Source organism: Streptomyces sp. NPDC044719 (assembly GCF_056433405.1).
On the sequence record NZ_JBWKHE010000003.1, the window covers coordinates 71,982 to 86,691 of the forward strand.

Below are 14,710 nucleotides of genomic sequence, written 5' to 3' on the forward strand. Positions count from 1 at the left end.
CCCGGGAACGCAAACGCCCCCCACGCACCCGCCAGAGCCGACCTACCCTTGCTGCCTTCCGGCCCTGGGGGAGTTCAGTCAGATAGCGCCGCGTGGGGAGCTGCGCCAAGGCTACCTGATGTCAGGGGCAGGGAACGAGTTCGCGAGCACTCCTCTCGGTCATGTAATGTTTCCGGCGGAGGATTCGCCTAGAGGCCTAGGGCGCACGCTTGGAAAGCGTGTTGGGGGCAACCCCTCACGAGTTCGAATCTCGTATCCTCCGCCAGTGCCTCACCGGGCACGATGTCGAAGGGCCCCACCGCTCGCGGTGGGGCCCTTCGACGTTGTCCGGCTCGGGCGGTCGGCCTTGGATCAAGGTGTCGTGCTCGGGATCACGCAGTTCTTCGGTTGGGGTGTGCCCGTCGGCCAGCCGAGGCCGACGAACTTCAGGGTGCCCTCGCCTTTTCGGCCCGGGTCGAGTTCGACGATGGCGGCCGGTTTGTCGTAGGCGTTGCCGCCTGTGGTGAGGCAGATCAGGCCGCTGGTGGCCTGGACTCGGTGGCGGGACTGGAGGAGGGACCACTGGCGGCCCACGTCCTCACGGGTGGGGGCGGTGGTCTCGGGCGCGCCTCGTTGGGCCTGGTGGAGGGCCTTGCCGATGGTGATGAGGCCGTCGTGGACGAGCATCGTGCGGGAGTCGTCCAGGTTCGGGGTGGAGCCCAGTGTGATGCCCTCGCGCCGGGTGGCGGTGATCTGGTTCCTGAGGGTGTCCAGGGCCGCCTTCGGTTCGGTGAGGTATTGGGGGAGGTCCTGGGTGGGCGGCTGCTTCCCATGGGTTGCCGTGTAGGTCCTCGTCCACTTCGTCAGTTCCGTCGTCCAGGCGTCCGGATGTGCGGGGGCCGCGTACTGCACCGTCACCTTCGCCCTGCCGTCGTCGCCGCGGAGCTGGGCCCAGTCCTTCTGCGTCATCGCCTGGCGCAGTGAGGCCGCGTCGGAGCCGCTGACGATGGTGTAGTGGCGGTTCTCGCAGCCCACCTGGGCGAGCTTGAGGGCGAAGATGCGCAGGTGGAGGGTGCGGCCCGCGAAGTAGATCGTGTCGGCCTCGGAGTCGCAGATGTTGTTGGCCGTCTGGGTGAACTGGTTGCCGGTCGAGCCCGCCTCGTCGATCGACGGGGACTCGAAGGACATCGCGGCGGGGCCGGCCGGGCCCTTCTCCTTGATCCTGCTGAACGCCCTGGCCAGCGACTCGTTGTAGCCGTCGGGGCGTTTGTCGTAGACCAGGACCGTCCTGAGGTTCCGGCGGCCCCTCTCGCCGTTGAAGTTGGCCAGGGCCTGGGCCGCGTCGTTGTTGGTGGGGAGGATGCGGGCCAGGCCGGGGAAGCGCAGTTCGGCCATGCCGTCGGCCCGGTCCTCGTTCGCGATTCTGTCGCCGCTGATTCTGGCCGCCAGGACCGGGATCCGGTTCTCCGTCAGGCGTTTCACCGCCGCCTCCGTCGCGGCGAGGCTCAGGTTGAAGCCGGTGACCGCGCGCAGCCGGTCCTCGGGGGAGGCGGCCATGCGCAGGAGGGTGTCCACGACCATCGCCTGACGGCCGTAGGCCTCGCCGGGGTTGGCCAGCACCAGGCGGATCCTGGGTGGTTCGCCCTCGCCCTCGTTGGCCTGCCGCTGTCCCAGGTACGCGCCCTGGAGGTCGCTGCGCATCTGCCGGCGCAGGGCCCCGCGGTCCGACTGGAGCGGCAGCATCATCGCCACCGTGACATGCGGCTGGTTCGCGATCCTCTGGTTCTCGCGTGCGATGGCGCGGGCCACGTCGGCGATCTCCGGGGTGCCGAAGTCGTAGCCGTCGCCGTTGACGCCGACGCACTCGTCCCCGATCCGCTCGACGCCGTCGGCGCAGGTGTCCGGCCTGCCGAGGAAGGAGGTGGTGAGGGCCACGCCTGCCACGATCGCCCCTACGAGAAGCACCGCGTAGAGGATCTTCCGCCATCTGGGCATGCCGTCATCTCCTTCGCCGGAGCTGTTCGGTGCAGGTGCAGCGCAGCAGGGGCTGCTCGTTCTCCGCCAGGCCGCTCCAGTCCGTCGCCGTCCTGCTGAGCCGGCCCGCGCCCTCGAAGTCCATGATCGAGAGCAGGTCCAGCAGCTTGGCCAGCGTGCGGGCCGTCTCCTTGCCGGTCGGCCTCGTCCGCTCCTCGCACAGCCACACCGCGTGCAGCAGCTGGTCGACGGTCCGGCGCAGCGGCGGGCCGTCCGCCGCCACCAGGCCCTGAGCGCGCTCCCGCCGGGCGTCCGCCCCGCCCGGATAGGGGGCTTGGGCGATCTCCAGCAGGTCCGCGCACCAGGCGCCGGGGCGGCCGGGGAGTGTGGCGGCGAGGTGGCTGACGACGTCGTCCGTGCCGCCGGACACCAGGTGGTGGTTCATCCGGTGGGCGGTGAGCGAGCGGAAGGCCCGGTCGCCCCCGTAGGCCCCGTTGCCTCCGTAGCCCCCGTTGCCCGCGTTGCCCCCGTTGCCTCCGTTGCCTCCGCCGCCCCCGTTGCCTCCGTCGCCCTGGGCGTCCGGCGCCTCCCCCGCCGCGCGTTCCGCGTAGTGGTCGCGCAGCAGATGGTGGTCGGCGTACCAGGCGGCGCCGCCGGGGCGCAGTCCGTAGAGCCGGTGCACCAGCAGCTGGCGGAGGCCGAAGTCGCCGATGAAGTGGCGTTCGCAGGCGGGCCATCCGGTGTCGGTGAGGAGCTGGGACACGTGATGGGCGGTCAGGTGGTGGACGTGGCCCGACTGGTGGTGGCGGAGCAGGACGTCCGCGCACTCCGTGTCGTGGGCCACCGACAGGTGGGAGAGGAGGTCCAGCCACTGGGCCCGGTGCTCGGTGGGGAGCCGTACGGGTAACTGGTCCAGGATCAGTTCGCGGAGCAGGACGTCCGCGACCGGGCGTTCGGGGGGGTCGTCGCCGGGGAGCCGTAGCGGGGCGTCCAGGATGTCGCGGTCGTTGGCGTCCACCGGCATGCGGAAGGCCGCGGCTGCGGCGGAGAGGCGGATCACCGTGTGCGGCCGGCCGCCGCTCAGCCGGGCCACGGCGGCGTCGATACGGCGGCGGTTCGTGCCGCCCTCCGGTTCGGCGCGCTGCTGTCTTCGCACGGTCTCCCGGCGGAGCTGGTCGCCGGTGAGCAGGGGCATCCGCAGCAGGACCACGCCGTCGGCCAGGGGTGCCCGGTCCGCGGCCTCGTCCGTGCGCCGGGACCAGAGGGGCGGGGCGCCGTCGGCCGGCCGGTACTCCGCCGGGGGCGCCACCTCCTCGGGCGGCAGACCGCCGTGCAGGAAGGCGCCGCCGTCCGGGCGGCGTGCCGTGCCCACGATCACCACACGGTCGCGCTGCCCGGCCCGGCGGTCGGTGAGTACGGCGCGCAGCAGCCGCTCGCCGAGGGGCGACTCGGCGTGGTCCAGCAGCATCGCCGGGCGGCCCACCCGGCGGAGCCAGCCGGAGGGCGAGGCGTACGCCGCCTCCAGGTCCTCGCGCAGGGCCCGGAACAGGAAGCTCTCCGCCACCTCCCGTGCCTCGCCGCCGGCGCGGAAGTCGGCGGCGAGGATGCGCAGCCCGATCCTGGGCTGGCCGGCCGCGCCGGGATAGGCGCCGTAGAGCCGCTCCAGTTCCGCCCTGCCCCGGGGGGCCAGTCGCTGGAAGAGGGCGTCCAGCAGGGCGTTGCTCACGGCCGCCGAGTACGGGTCGAGTGCCTGCCCGTACAGGGTCATCAGCAGGTTCCGGATGGCGCCGCGCAGCACGCCCCGCCAGAAGTCGCCGGTGACCAGGCCGCGCAGGCGCTGCTTCTGGGCCAGGCCCTCGTAGCGTTCGGCCTCGGTCGCGACCGCCTCGGGCGTGCCCTCCGTGACGCCGGTCGCGATCATGGCCAGGCCGGGAAAGAGCCGTGGGAAGGCGAACGAGCCGCCCGTGCCCTGCCAGGTGCCCAGCCGGCGGGCGACCTCGACCAAAGCCTCGGTCGTGGCCGAGCGGGCGCCGGGCTCCGGGTCCGCGCGGTCCGCGTACACCGGTGAGGCGCAGTCCAGGTGGATCACCGGCACCTTGGCGGCGAAGCGGTCCCGTACGGCCCGCAGCAGACGGCCCTTGCCCATGCCCGGGCCGCCGGTGAGCAGGACGACGGGCAGGTCGGGGCCGTACAGCGGATCCCGGCCGGCCCCCGACGGCGTCCGTCCGAGCAGCCCCGCGAAGAAGCCCTCCTCGCCGAGGAGTTTCTCGAACCCCAGTTCTTCACACACGGACCCCCCATGGAGTGCCTGCCCGCCCGGGGGCGGGTGACCCGTGACCGATGTGCCGGAAACCATTCAGTGGAACACGGAACCTCTGGCCGGACAACGGGGGCAGCACGGAAGGGAGTTACCGAGTTACCGGTGATCGAGCGGATGGACCGGGTCGGGGCTCACCCCTCCGGCGGGCGCTCGTCGGTGCGGTCCGACGTGGGCCAGACGTAGGGCAGGTCGTCGGGAACCCCGGGGAACAGCTCCGCGTACGTGGTCGCGTCCTTGCGGACCAGGGCCGAGCGGTGGCTGCGGTGGAAGGTGTCGTCGCCCAGCCAGGGGGGCAGTTCGCCCTCGTCGGCCAAGAGGGGCTGGTCCCGTACCGGCGCGTGGGGGCGGGTCGCCGCGAGGTCGGCGACGAGGGTGGCCGCGCAGGTGTCCTGATGGCCCCGTTCACGCCAGACGCGGCAGATCTCCAGCCCGTAGCGGACCAGCGCCTCCTCGTAGCCGGCCCACATCCGCACGGCCGGATGCCTGCGCCACGCGTAGTCCGGTACGACCAGGCCGCGCAGCACCTGCAGCGCCTCGACCCGCTGTTTGCCGAGCCGGCGGCGGTCCAGGACCAGGGCGGACTCCCGGAAGCCGGGGTAGGGCAGGAAGGTCTGCACTCCGTCCTCACACTCCGTCCTCGCACTCGGTCCTCGCACTCCGTCCTCGCACTGCGTCCTCACAGGGGAGGCAGGGTCTGTTCCGCCCAGATGGTCTTGCCCGTGGCGCTCTGGCGGGTGCCCCAGCGCTCGGTCAGCTGGGCGACGAGGAGCAGGCCGCGGCCGCCCTCGTCGTAGGAGCGGGCACGTCGCAGATGGGGAGCGGTGTTGCCGCCGTCGGAGACCTCGCAGATGAGGGTCGTGTCGTGGATCAGACGGAGCTGGATCGGCGGCTCGGCGTGGCGGATGGCGTTGGTGACGAGTTCGCTGACGACCAGCTCGGTGACGAAGACGGCGTCGGACAGCCCCCACCTCGCCAGCTGCGCCACCACGTCCTTGCGGGTCTGGGCGACCGCGGACGGGTCGGCCCGCACCGCCCAGGTGGCGACATGGTCCGCGTCGAGCGCGCGGGTGCGGGCGATGAGCAGAGCCACGTCGTCGGCCGGGCGCCGCGTCAGCAGGTCGGAGAGCACCGTGTCGCACAGGGCGTCCAGCGAGGCCGCCGGGCGGGCGAGGGCCTCCCGCAGCCGCTGGACCCCGGCGTCGATGTCGCGGTCCCGGTCCTCGATCAGGCCGTTGGTGTAGAGGGCGAGCAGGCTGCCCTCGGGGATGTCGATCTCAGTGGCCTCGTAGGGCAGGCCGCCCACGCCGAGCGGGGGCGCGGCCGGGAGGCCGACGAGCTCGACAGCGCCGCCGGGGCTCACCACGGCCGGTACGGGGTGCCCGGCCCCGGCGAGGCAGCAGCTCCGGGACACGGGGTCGTAGACGGCGTACAGGCAGGTCGCGCCGACGTCGCCGGACCCCGCAGGTTCCGCCGCACCGCGCTCACCCTCCTCCTCCCTGTTCAGCCGGGCGACGAGGTCGTCGAGGTGGGTCAGGAGCTCGTCGCACGGCAGGTCGATGTCCGCGAGGGTGCGTACGGCCGTGCGCAGCCGCCCCATGGCCGCCGAGGCGTGCAGGCCGTGGCCGACGACGTCGCCGACGACCAGCGCCACCCGCGCACCGGAGAGGGGGATGACGTCGAACCAGTCCCCGCCGACCCCGGCACGCCCGCCCGCCGGGAGATAGCGGGACGCGACCTCGACCGCGGCCTGCCGGGGCAGCCGCTGGGGCAGGAGGCTGCGCTGGAGGGTGACCGCGGTGGCACGCTCCCGGGTGTAGCGGCGGGCGTTGTCGATGCTCACGGCCGCCCTGGCCGCCAGCTCCCCGGCCAAGACCAGGTCGTCGTGGTGGAAGGTCTCGACGCTGCGGTAGCGGATGAAGAAGGCGACGCCCAGGGTGGTGCCACGTGCGGCGAGGGGCACGGTCATCACCGAGTGGATGCCGAACGCCCGGGCCCGGGCGGCGCGGGCGGGGTCGCGGGCGAGCCACGCGGCGAACTCCGGGTCGGTCACCTCGTGCAGCGTGGGCCGTCCGGTGCGCAGGCTCTCGAAGGGCGTCGAGCCCGTAGGATAGGTATCCACCTGGCCGGCCGCCACGGCCGACTCCGGTGCCCCCGGAGTCACGGACCGCAGCGCCACCCGTCGCAGCCGCAGCGGCTCGTCCGCCGGAACGGCGTGCGCGGGCGGTTCGGCCACGTCGTCCAGCGCCTCCAGCAGATCGACGCTGACGAAATCGGCCAGGGCGGGGACGGTCACGTCCGCCAGCTCCTGGGCCGTGCGCGTCACATCCAGTGTGCTGCCGATGCGCCGGCCGGCCTCGGCGATCAGCTGGAGCCGCTTGCGGGCCCAGAACTGCTCCGTCATGTCGTGCGCGGAGAGGCAGACGCCCTGGATGGTGCCGTCGTGGTCCCGCAGCGCGGACAGGAAGACCGACCAGGCGTGTGCGTGGTCCTCCCCCGGGGCGCGCAGATAGTTCTCCTGGTACTCCGGCTCGCCGGTCCGCAGCACCCGGGCCATGCTGCGTTCCGCCCGCTCGCCGGCGTCGTCGTCGATGATCTCGGACACGCGCAGCCCGAGCATCTCCTCCTCGGTGAGCGCCGTGGAGCGTTCCATGTCCGCGTTGGCCCGCCGCAGCCTCAGCCGGGTGTCGTAGATCGCCAGGGCGCAGCACGGGGACTGGGCGAAGCTCCAGCTCACGAGGGATTCGTCGAGGCCGGACCGCGGCTGTTGACCGGTCAGGGCGGAGACGAGGAGCCAGGCTCGGGGGCCGGTGCCGGGCTCCCTGTGGTGGGCGAGGATCCTGACCGTCAGCTTGCGCCCGTCGCGGTGCCGGAGCGCGACGTCGCCGTTCCAGCGGGGCAGTCCGGCGAGGGCCGGCATACCGCCCCGCACGGGGATCGGCTCGGCCAGCAGATCCGCGGCCCGGCGGCCGGTCATCTCTCCGGACGCGTACCCGAGGAGTTGCTCGGCGCCCGCGTTCCAGCCGGTCACCGTGCCGTGTTCGTCGAGGGTGATACGGGCGGTGAGGGCCTCGCCGACGAGTGCTTCGAGGGCTCCGGGTGCTTCTCCGAGCGACCGGCCGGCCCGGCCGACGCTGACGGGCTGCTCCATGATCGGTCATCTCACTCTCGGGGTGAATGAGCCGTAACCCCGGACAAGCGCAATTATCACCTGGTTACCCAGATTGCGGCCGGTATCACCGTGCCACCACCGGCTGGGAACGGAGCGAGCCTGCCGGAGCCCGGCCCGGGTAACCGGTCCCCCATGGCTCGGATCCTCGTGGGCACGTGTTCCTGGACCGACCGGGCGCTGGTCGGCAGCGGCTGGTACCCGGTGGGGCGGCGGGACGCCGAGGGACGGTTACGGCACTACGCCGAGCGGTTCCCGGTCGTCGAGGTCGACGCCTCGTACTACGCGCTGCCGGGCGAGCGGAACAGCCGGCTGTGGGCCGAGCGCACACCGGACGGGTTCGTGTTCGACGTGAAGGCGTTCTCGCTGCTGACCGGGCATCCCACCAGGGAGGCGGCGATGCCGGGCGGGCTGCCGGCCGATCACCGGGACCCGGAGGTGCTCGACGAGGTGTGGACCCGGTTCGCGGCCGGGATCGAGCCACTGCGGCGGGCCGGGCGGCTCGGGAGCGTGCTGTTCCAGTTCCCGCCGTGGTTCCGGCCCGGGGAACGGGCGGAGGCGTTCCTCCGGGAGTGCGCCGAGCGGACGCGGGGGTGGCCCCTCGCGGTCGAGTTCCGGCATCCCGCGTGGTGGGAGACGGACCGGGCCGAGGACACGTGCGCGCTGCTCGCCCGGTACGGCATGGCCGCGGTCGCCGTCGACATGACGCAGACGCTCCCCTCCTCGATCCCGCCGGTGACGGCCGTGACCTCACCGCGCTTGTCCGTCGTACGGTTCCACGGCCGCAGCACCGCCTGGGGGACCGGTAGCAAGGAGGACCGGTTCCGGTACGGGTACGCCGAGGAGGAACTCGCCGAGTGGCTGCCCCGTGTGCGCCGGCTGGCGGAGCGGGCCGAGCAGGTCCACGTCCTGTTCAACAACTGCTGCGGCGACGCCGCCGTACGCGCCGCCGAGTGCATGACGCGGCTCCTCGACGGCGAGGCCGGGGCGGGCCCCGGAGCGAACCCCGGTGCGGACCCCGGTGCGGACCCCGGTGCGGCCCGGGTGCCTAGGACGCGATCCGCACCCGCTTCGACACCGTCACCTGGTCCACGTCCGACACCCGCACGGTCGTCTTCATCGTCCAGGTCCCGGGGAGGGGCAGGTTGACGGAGTTGGTGCTCCAGTAGCCGACGTCGGTGAGTTCGGCGTCGATCGGGCCGACCTTCTTGGAGGGCAGGGTGAAGGTGATGCGGACCTCGGGGACGGTGATCGGGCCCCCGTCGGAGCCGTGGACCACGGCCTGGACGCCGTTCTCGCCGACCCGCCCGGGGTCCAGGGTGACCTGAACCTTGCCGCGACCGATCAGGGAGTCCAGGCCCGTGTCGTAGGGCACCGTGACCAGGGTCGTGGGCGGCAGCGCGCCCGCCGGGGCCTGCTGCGCGGCCTCGGCCTGCGCGCGGCCCGGCAGCGTGGTGGTGAGCAGGGTCGTGATCAGCAGCACCACCGCGGCGACGGCGACCTCGATGAGGACGGAGCGGCGCAGGCCGCGCCGCAGCACGTCACCGTCCCCCGACTCGCCCGACTCACCCGCCTCGCCCGACTCGGGGGCCGGTGCCTCCGGTCGCTCCGGCTCCCCGGCGTCGGGCGTCCCGGGCTCTGCGGTGGCTTCCGGCGGCGGGCCGCCGACCGGCTGCGCGACCCGTTCGCGTACGGCCACCACCGTCCGGGTGGTCGCCGGGGCCGCGAGGCGTGCCGTCCAGCGGCGCGAGTACCCGGCCGCCATCACCAGCACGGTCACCGCGACCAGTTTCGCCAGCAGCAGCCGGCCGTACGGCGTGCCGGACAGCGCGGAGACGGAGCCGAGGCCGCGCCAGGACTGGTACACGCCGGTCACGACCAGGACCGTCACCGAGGCGAAGGCGATCCGGGAGAAGCGGGGCACGACCTCCGTCAGGTCCTCGCCGGACGAGCGGCGCAGGGTCAGGAGCAGTGCCACGAGCCCGCCCAGCCAGACCCCGGTCGCCAGCAGGTGCAGCACGGACGACGTCATCGCCAGCGGCACCTGGATCCCGGCGGAGGCGTGCTCGGCCGCCGCCCAGGTCAGAGCCAGTCCGACGGCCAGGGTCGTGCCCGCCGCCAGCGCCACGGGATCCCGGCGGTCACGGCGATCACGGCGCCTGGACAGCCACACCAGGAAGACGGCGGTCAGCAGCAGAACGGCCAGCCTGGCGAGCAGGGCCAGGCCCGGGCGGCTCGTCAGGGTGCGGCCGAGGGCGGAGGCGTCGAAGGCCGCCGCCGGGCCCGCGCCGGCCTCGTACGGGGCGCGCAGCAGGAGCAGGACGACCGTCGAGCCCAGCAGCGTCCACCCGGCCGTCGCCAGCGGCCTGCGCAACGGGGACCTGTTCGCGGGACGGCACAGCAGCGCGAACGCCGCCGCGCCGACGAGCAGCGCGGCGGCGAGGTAGGCGAGGTAGCGGGCGGCGTCGTAGAGGCCGCCGGTCAGCGGATCCTCGTCCGGGCCGGTGTCGATCTGCGTGGTCGTGGCGGACGGTTTGCCGATGGAGAAGGAGAAGGCGCCGGAGACCGGGTGGCTGTCGGCGGACACCACCCGCCAGGCCACCGTGTAGGTGCCCTGGGGGAGCTTCCCGGGCAGACCGACCCGGGCCGTGTCGGAGCGGCCGTCCGCGTGCGTGGCCTCGCCGGTGTGCACGCGGCGCTGGTCGGGGCCGAAGACCCGGAAGGAGTCGTCGAGCAGGCCTACGGATTCGGTGAAGGTCAGGGTGACGCCACGGGGGCCCTGTTTGACGACGGATCCTTCATCAGGGGTGGTGGAGCGGAGTGCTGCGTGGGCCGAGGCGGGGGCTCCGCTGAGGAAGAGCAGGACCAGCACGGTGCCGAGCAGCACCAGGGCTTGGATTCGCCGGGGGTGTCCGACATCGCGCTCCTCGTTCCGCCGTGGGTCCACGTGGTTCTCCGGGGTCGGGCTGTACGGCTTCCGGATACGTACGGATGAGAAGGGTGTAGCGCTCATCGGATGTGTGGCCGTGTTGTGTGGCGAGTGCGGGTGCGTTGTGGCTGGTCGCGCCCACGCGGCGGAGCCGCACATCGATACGGCCCCTCGCCCCTAACTACGGGACAGCCCAGGGATTCTGTGCGCCTCTGCCGGATAGCGCGCCGTCAGCTCCGCCTCGTCCCCGTGTTCATAGCCCTCGAACGTGAAGCCGGGCGCCATCGTGCAGCCGAACAGAGTCCACTCTCCGCGAGTCCTCCCGCCCATCCACGTACCTGCCGGGACCGTGAACTGGACGTGCTGGCCGCCGAGGACGTCCGGGCCCAGCACCACCGTCCGGGTGCTCCCGTCCGGGGCGAGCAGGAGGAGCTCCAGGGGATCGCCGAGGTAGTAGTGCCAGACCTCGTCGGTCGGGAGGCGGTGGAGGGCGGAGAAGGCGTCCGTCGTCAGGAGCGCCACGATCGCCGTGCCCTCGGGTCTGCCGTCGGGGCGTTCGGGACCGGCCCAGGTCTGCCGGAACAGGCCGCCCTCGCGCGGGATCGGCTCCAGTCCGTAATGGGCGATGAGCTCGTCGGGAGTCACCCGGGGAAGAGTACTTCCCGGTCGAGGAAGGCGAGCTGCGCCTTCTTCTCCGGCAGGTACACGCCGGGGAGGTCGATCTCCGGCAGGACGACCACCGGCCCGGCCGTGAAGCCCAGCTTGAGGAAGCGGGTGACGGCCTTCTCGTTGCGGACGTCCGGGTCGACCACGACCCGCCGTCGGTCCAGACCCGGCAGGACGTAGGCGGCGATGGACGCCACCAGCCGGGACGTCCAGCCGGAGCGCGCGCCGCCCGGGCCTGCGGGGGCGAGCAGCAGGTGGACGCCGATGTCACCGGGCCGGACGTCGTAGCACTCGCTGACCCGGTCGGCCTCGGGCTCGTAGGTCTGCAGGAGGGCGACCGGCTCGCCGTCCCGGACGACGAGGAAGGCGTGGTGGGTGGTGAGGGTGTTCAGGTGGGCGTAGGTCTCGGCCACCTGCCGTTCGGTGAGGTCGTTCATGCCCCAGAAGGCGGCCCGGTCCTCCCGCACCCAGCGGTGGATCACGGCGGCGTCGGCCTCCGGGTCCAGCGGCAGGACGCGGACGGTACCGAAGCCGTCGGCCGTCTGCTCGTGGACGGCCGTGCGGGAGGCGTACGGGTCAGACATCGGCTTCCTTCTTCAGCAGGGTCCAGTCCGTGACGACCGGGACGAGGTCTCCGGCGAGCCACAGGGGGAGCTGATCGCGGTGGTGGCGCGAGCCGGGGATGCCCGAGGCGCCGAGCGGGACCACCCAGCGGCTGTCGTCGCGGCGGGCCAGGTCCCAGACGTAACGGGCCGCCGGGCCGCGGGCGGCGCGGTCGGTGAGGCCGGGGACGCCCGAGGTGCACAGCACGCAGTCGTGGTCGCCGGACAGCTCCGGTTCGTCGTACGGCGTCTCCGGGTGCAGCGGTCGCCAGGGGGCGAGGCGGTGGGTGTCGCCCCAGACGCCGGCCGGGGGCCGCCCGGCCACGTCCTCGACCGCCGCGCGGACGGCCGCTCGGCGGTCGATTCCGTACAGGTCCTCGGCCCGCAGCAGGTGTTCGAGGGCGAAGCCGACACGCGGGAGGAGGGCCAGCCAGGGCTGGAACACCTCCGGGTAGGCCGGTGGTACGGCGAGCGCGGCGAAGGCCGGGTGCGCCGCCAGGTGCCGTACGACCGCTCCGCGCACCGCCGCGTAGCGGGCCGCGTCGGCGCTGCCGGCGTCCATACGGCGGTCCCAGGAGAGGAGCCGGTCCCGGAGGGCGGCTGCCTTGGGGGTGAGGCCGTCGAGGGCGCGGAGGTGCTCCAGGAGGGGGCCTGCCGAGGCGAGATGGGTGTCCATGTGGATCGCGGGCATGTCGGCGGCGGACCAGCGCTCCTTGCGGGAGAGCAGCTCGGCGATGCGGCCGGCCCGGTGCGGCGGGGCGAACTCGACGCCGAGGGGTGCGGCCGGGCCGCGCTGGTTGGCCATGACGGCGACGCCGTCGGTGAGCCCGGCCCGGGGCGTCTCGTGCCGGCCCCGCCACTCGTGGCCGGGCTCCCAGGCGGGCACCACGCGCACGCGGTTGGACTCGGCACGCAGCGGCACCCACCCGGCCACGCGGTGCAGCACACCGCCCTCGGTGTCGGCGGCCTGGACGACGTTGACCGGCTCGGCCCACCGGTCGAAGGCCCGGTCCACGTCGGCGACCCGGCGGGCCCGCAGCAGCGGCAGCAGGGCCCCGAAGCCGAGGTCTCCGGTGACGCGGGGCGGGTAGCGCAGGCTGATCGCCACGGGCGGGCCGACGGGGTCGGCGGGATCGGCGGGATCGGCGGAGGCGGTGGGGTCGGCGGAGACGACGGGATCGGCGGAGACGACGGGGTCGGCAGAGGCGGCGGGATCGGCGGAGACGGCGGGGTCGGCAGAGGCGGCGGGACCGGCGGAGACGACGGGATCGGCAGAGGCGACGGGGTCGGCGGAGACGGCGGGATCGGCGGAGACGACGGGATCGGCGGGATCGCCGTCGATCCCGTCGGGCCCCCCGATGATCACCGGGCCCCGGTCGGTCTCGATCACCTCGACCTCGACCGGCTCCTCGCCCGCCACCTCGACCATCTCCGTGTGCCGGGCCGCCCGATGCCAGACCCCGTCCGGGCCGAGGGCCTCCACTCCGGCCCCGGTGCGCCGCAGCCGCTCCCGGTAGAGGTCCTGGTAGTCGGCCATGGCGTTGGTGATCGCCCAGGCGACGGAGCCGGTGTGCCCGAAGTGGGCGATGCCGGGGACCCCGGGGACGGCCAGGCCCACCACGTCGAACTCGGGGCAGGACAGATGGATCTGCTGGTAAACGCCCGGGTCCTCGATCCAGCGGTGGGGGTCGCCGGCGATGACCGCCTGCCCGGTGACGGTCCGCTCCCCGCTCACCAGCCAGCCGTTGGAGCCGGAGGTGCCGGGGCCGTCGGTGGCGAACAGGCCGATGGCATCGGCGTCCAGGTGGTTCAGGGCCTGCTCGCGCCAGAGCTTGGCCGGGAACCCGGCGAAGAGGATGTGGGTGGCGAGCCAGACGCCGAGAGGGGTCCAGGGGTGCCAGGACCCGGGAATCAGGCCGGTGCGGGAGAACTCGGGGGCCTCATGGCCGGTCTCCGCCAGCCCCGCGTTCACCCCGTCCGTATACGCACGGACCCACTCCGCCGTCTCGGGGTCCTGTTTCTCCAGTTCCGCGAAGCAGCGTCTGGCCGTGTCGTCGAGTCTGGCCCGTCTGGCGAACCGGTCCCAGGCCAGGGCGCTCTCGCCGAGGAAGGACGCCGAGGTGCCCTGGGCCCGGTGCCGCTCGACCTCGAGCTGCCAGGACCGGTCGCGGGCGGTGACGCGGCCCTGCGCGTGGGCGAGTTCGGCCGCGCTGCCGGCGCGCAGATGCGGAATGCCCCAGGCGTCACGGTAGATCTCGGTGGCCACGCTGCGCTCCTTCTACTCTTTAGGTTAGGCTTGCCTAAGTCGATCGTGGCGGAATAGTACGTGAAGGGTGAACAAGCGATGGGGCAGGGGCGGGGTTGGGAAGGCGCGGTCCTCAAGCTGCTGCGCGCGAAGGATTTCGTGTTCAGCGTGACCGGCGCGCAGGACGTCACCCCGGACTACCGGCGGCTCTCCTTCACCGACGGCGGCCTGCTGGCGGCGACCGGCGTCCATCCGACCATGTGGGTCCGGCTGTGGTTCGACAACGCGGGCAGGCCCCACCAGCGGGCCTACACCCTGGTCGACCCCGACCCGGAGGCCGGCACCTTCAGCCTGGAGTTCGCCCTGCACGAGGGGTGCGCCAGCGACTGGGCCAGGAAGGCCGAGCCGGGCGACACCATCGAGGCGACCGTCCAGGGCACCGGCTTCGAGCACCCGAGCCCCGCGCCCTCGCACGTCTTCGCCGTCGGCGACCCCGCCTCGCTGCCGGCCATCAACTCCCTCCTGGACGCCCTGGGTTCCGCCCCGGCCACCGTCTGGTTCGAGGGCGGCGACGACGACCTGCCCTTCCGCACCGACCCGGCCCGGCACGAGCTGCGCAAGGTGCCCCGCCAGGACTCCGGCGCCCAGCTGGTCGACCAGGTGAAGGCGGACCTGCCCGGACTCCTCCAGGGCGCCTGCGACCCGTACGTCTGGATCGCCTGCGACACGGCGACGACCAGGGCCCTGGCGGCGTACGTACGCAAGGAACTGGGCCTGCCCAAGCAGCGGGTGCACGCGCTGGGGTACTGGCGGGCGTCCTAGAGGGCCG

At 73.3% G+C, this 14,710-nt stretch carries 10 protein-coding genes, 1 tRNA gene and 1 other RNA gene; 3 read left to right on the forward strand and 9 right to left on the reverse strand.

Features of this window, described 5'->3' with window-relative positions; all coding sequences use genetic code 11:
- Positions 1-6: 6 nt before the first annotated feature.
- An RNA gene (gene ffs / locus AC07DF_RS11855) (signal recognition particle sRNA small type) lies at positions 7-105 on the reverse strand.
- A 72-nt stretch (positions 106-177) separates the two neighbouring features.
- On the opposite strand from ffs, the gene AC07DF_RS11860 reads away from it, so the two are divergent.
- Positions 178-265: transfer RNA gene (locus tag AC07DF_RS11860), tRNA-Ser, on the forward strand.
- Positions 266-351: 86 nt separating this feature from the next.
- Here the strand turns inward: AC07DF_RS11860 and AC07DF_RS11865 are convergent.
- The 4 genes from AC07DF_RS11865 to AC07DF_RS11880 all read right to left on the reverse strand — a co-directional run bounded on the left by AC07DF_RS11865 (position 352) and on the right by AC07DF_RS11880 (position 7,421).
- A complete protein-coding gene (locus tag AC07DF_RS11865) occupies positions 352-1,974 on the reverse strand; it encodes a type 1 periplasmic-binding domain-containing protein (protein WP_478969621.1) in 1,623 nt (540 codons plus the stop codon).
- A gap of 4 nt (positions 1,975-1,978) precedes the next feature.
- Positions 1,979-4,243 (reverse strand): hypothetical protein, encoded by a 2,265-nt coding sequence (locus tag AC07DF_RS11870; protein ID WP_478969623.1) that lies wholly within the window; start codon positions 4,241-4,243, stop codon positions 1,979-1,981.
- A 161-nt stretch (positions 4,244-4,404) separates the two neighbouring features.
- Complete coding sequence (locus AC07DF_RS11875) at positions 4,405-4,890, reverse strand: MSMEG_6728 family protein (RefSeq protein ID WP_478969625.1); 486 nt, start codon at positions 4,888-4,890, stop codon at positions 4,405-4,407.
- A gap of 59 nt (positions 4,891-4,949) precedes the next feature.
- Positions 4,950-7,421, reverse strand: coding sequence for a SpoIIE family protein phosphatase (locus tag AC07DF_RS11880; RefSeq protein WP_478969627.1), 2,472 nt, complete (start codon positions 7,419-7,421; stop codon positions 4,950-4,952).
- Between the two features lie 153 nt (positions 7,422-7,574).
- On the opposite strand from AC07DF_RS11880, the gene AC07DF_RS11885 reads away from it, so the two are divergent.
- Complete coding sequence (locus AC07DF_RS11885) at positions 7,575-8,588, forward strand: DUF72 domain-containing protein (RefSeq protein WP_478969629.1); 1,014 nt, start codon at positions 7,575-7,577, stop codon at positions 8,586-8,588.
- On the opposite strand, the gene AC07DF_RS11890 is transcribed toward AC07DF_RS11885, so the two are convergent.
- The 4 genes from AC07DF_RS11890 to AC07DF_RS11905 all read right to left on the reverse strand — a co-directional run bounded on the left by AC07DF_RS11890 (position 8,488) and on the right by AC07DF_RS11905 (position 13,902).
- Positions 8,488-10,326, reverse strand: coding sequence for a copper resistance CopC/CopD family protein (locus AC07DF_RS11890; RefSeq protein ID WP_478970942.1), 1,839 nt, complete (start codon positions 10,324-10,326; stop codon positions 8,488-8,490). The two genes, AC07DF_RS11885 and AC07DF_RS11890, sit on opposite strands and share 101 nt — an antisense overlap.
- Before the next feature lie 219 nt (positions 10,327-10,545).
- A complete protein-coding gene (locus tag AC07DF_RS11895) occupies positions 10,546-11,013 on the reverse strand; it encodes a cupin domain-containing protein (RefSeq protein ID WP_478969631.1) in 468 nt (155 codons plus the stop codon).
- Entirely contained in the window at positions 11,010-11,618 is a 609-nt protein-coding gene (locus tag AC07DF_RS11900) for a GNAT family N-acetyltransferase (protein WP_478969633.1), read from the reverse strand. Before AC07DF_RS11900 ends, AC07DF_RS11895 begins: the two co-directional genes overlap by 4 nt.
- On the reverse strand, positions 11,611-13,902 hold the full coding sequence (locus AC07DF_RS11905; RefSeq protein WP_478969635.1) for a penicillin acylase family protein: 2,292 nt from the start codon (positions 13,900-13,902) through the stop codon (positions 11,611-11,613). Before AC07DF_RS11905 ends, AC07DF_RS11900 begins: the two co-directional genes overlap by 8 nt.
- 78 nt (positions 13,903-13,980) lie before the next feature.
- Between AC07DF_RS11905 and AC07DF_RS11910 the strand changes: the two genes are divergently transcribed.
- On the forward strand, positions 13,981-14,703 hold the full coding sequence (locus AC07DF_RS11910; RefSeq protein ID WP_478970944.1) for a siderophore-interacting protein: 723 nt from the start codon (positions 13,981-13,983) through the stop codon (positions 14,701-14,703).
- Positions 14,704-14,710 lie beyond the last annotated feature (7 nt).

Excerpts from the sequence above, each read along its gene's own strand:
- AC07DF_RS11865 (WP_478969621.1), bottom strand. The coding sequence starts at position 1,974 with ATGCCCAGATGGCGGAAGATCCTCTACGCGGTGCTTCTCGTAGGGGCG.
- AC07DF_RS11880 (WP_478969627.1), bottom strand. The coding sequence starts at position 7,421 with ATGGAGCAGCCCGTCAGCGTCGGCCGGGCCGGCCGGTCGCTCGGAGAA.
- AC07DF_RS11885 (WP_478969629.1), top strand. The coding sequence starts at position 7,575 with ATGGCTCGGATCCTCGTGGGCACGTGTTCCTGGACCGACCGGGCGCTG.
- AC07DF_RS11900 (WP_478969633.1), bottom strand. The coding sequence starts at position 11,618 with ATGTCTGACCCGTACGCCTCCCGCACGGCCGTCCACGAGCAGACGGCC.
- AC07DF_RS11910 (WP_478970944.1), top strand. The coding sequence starts at position 13,981 with ATGGGGCAGGGGCGGGGTTGGGAAGGCGCGGTCCTCAAGCTGCTGCGC.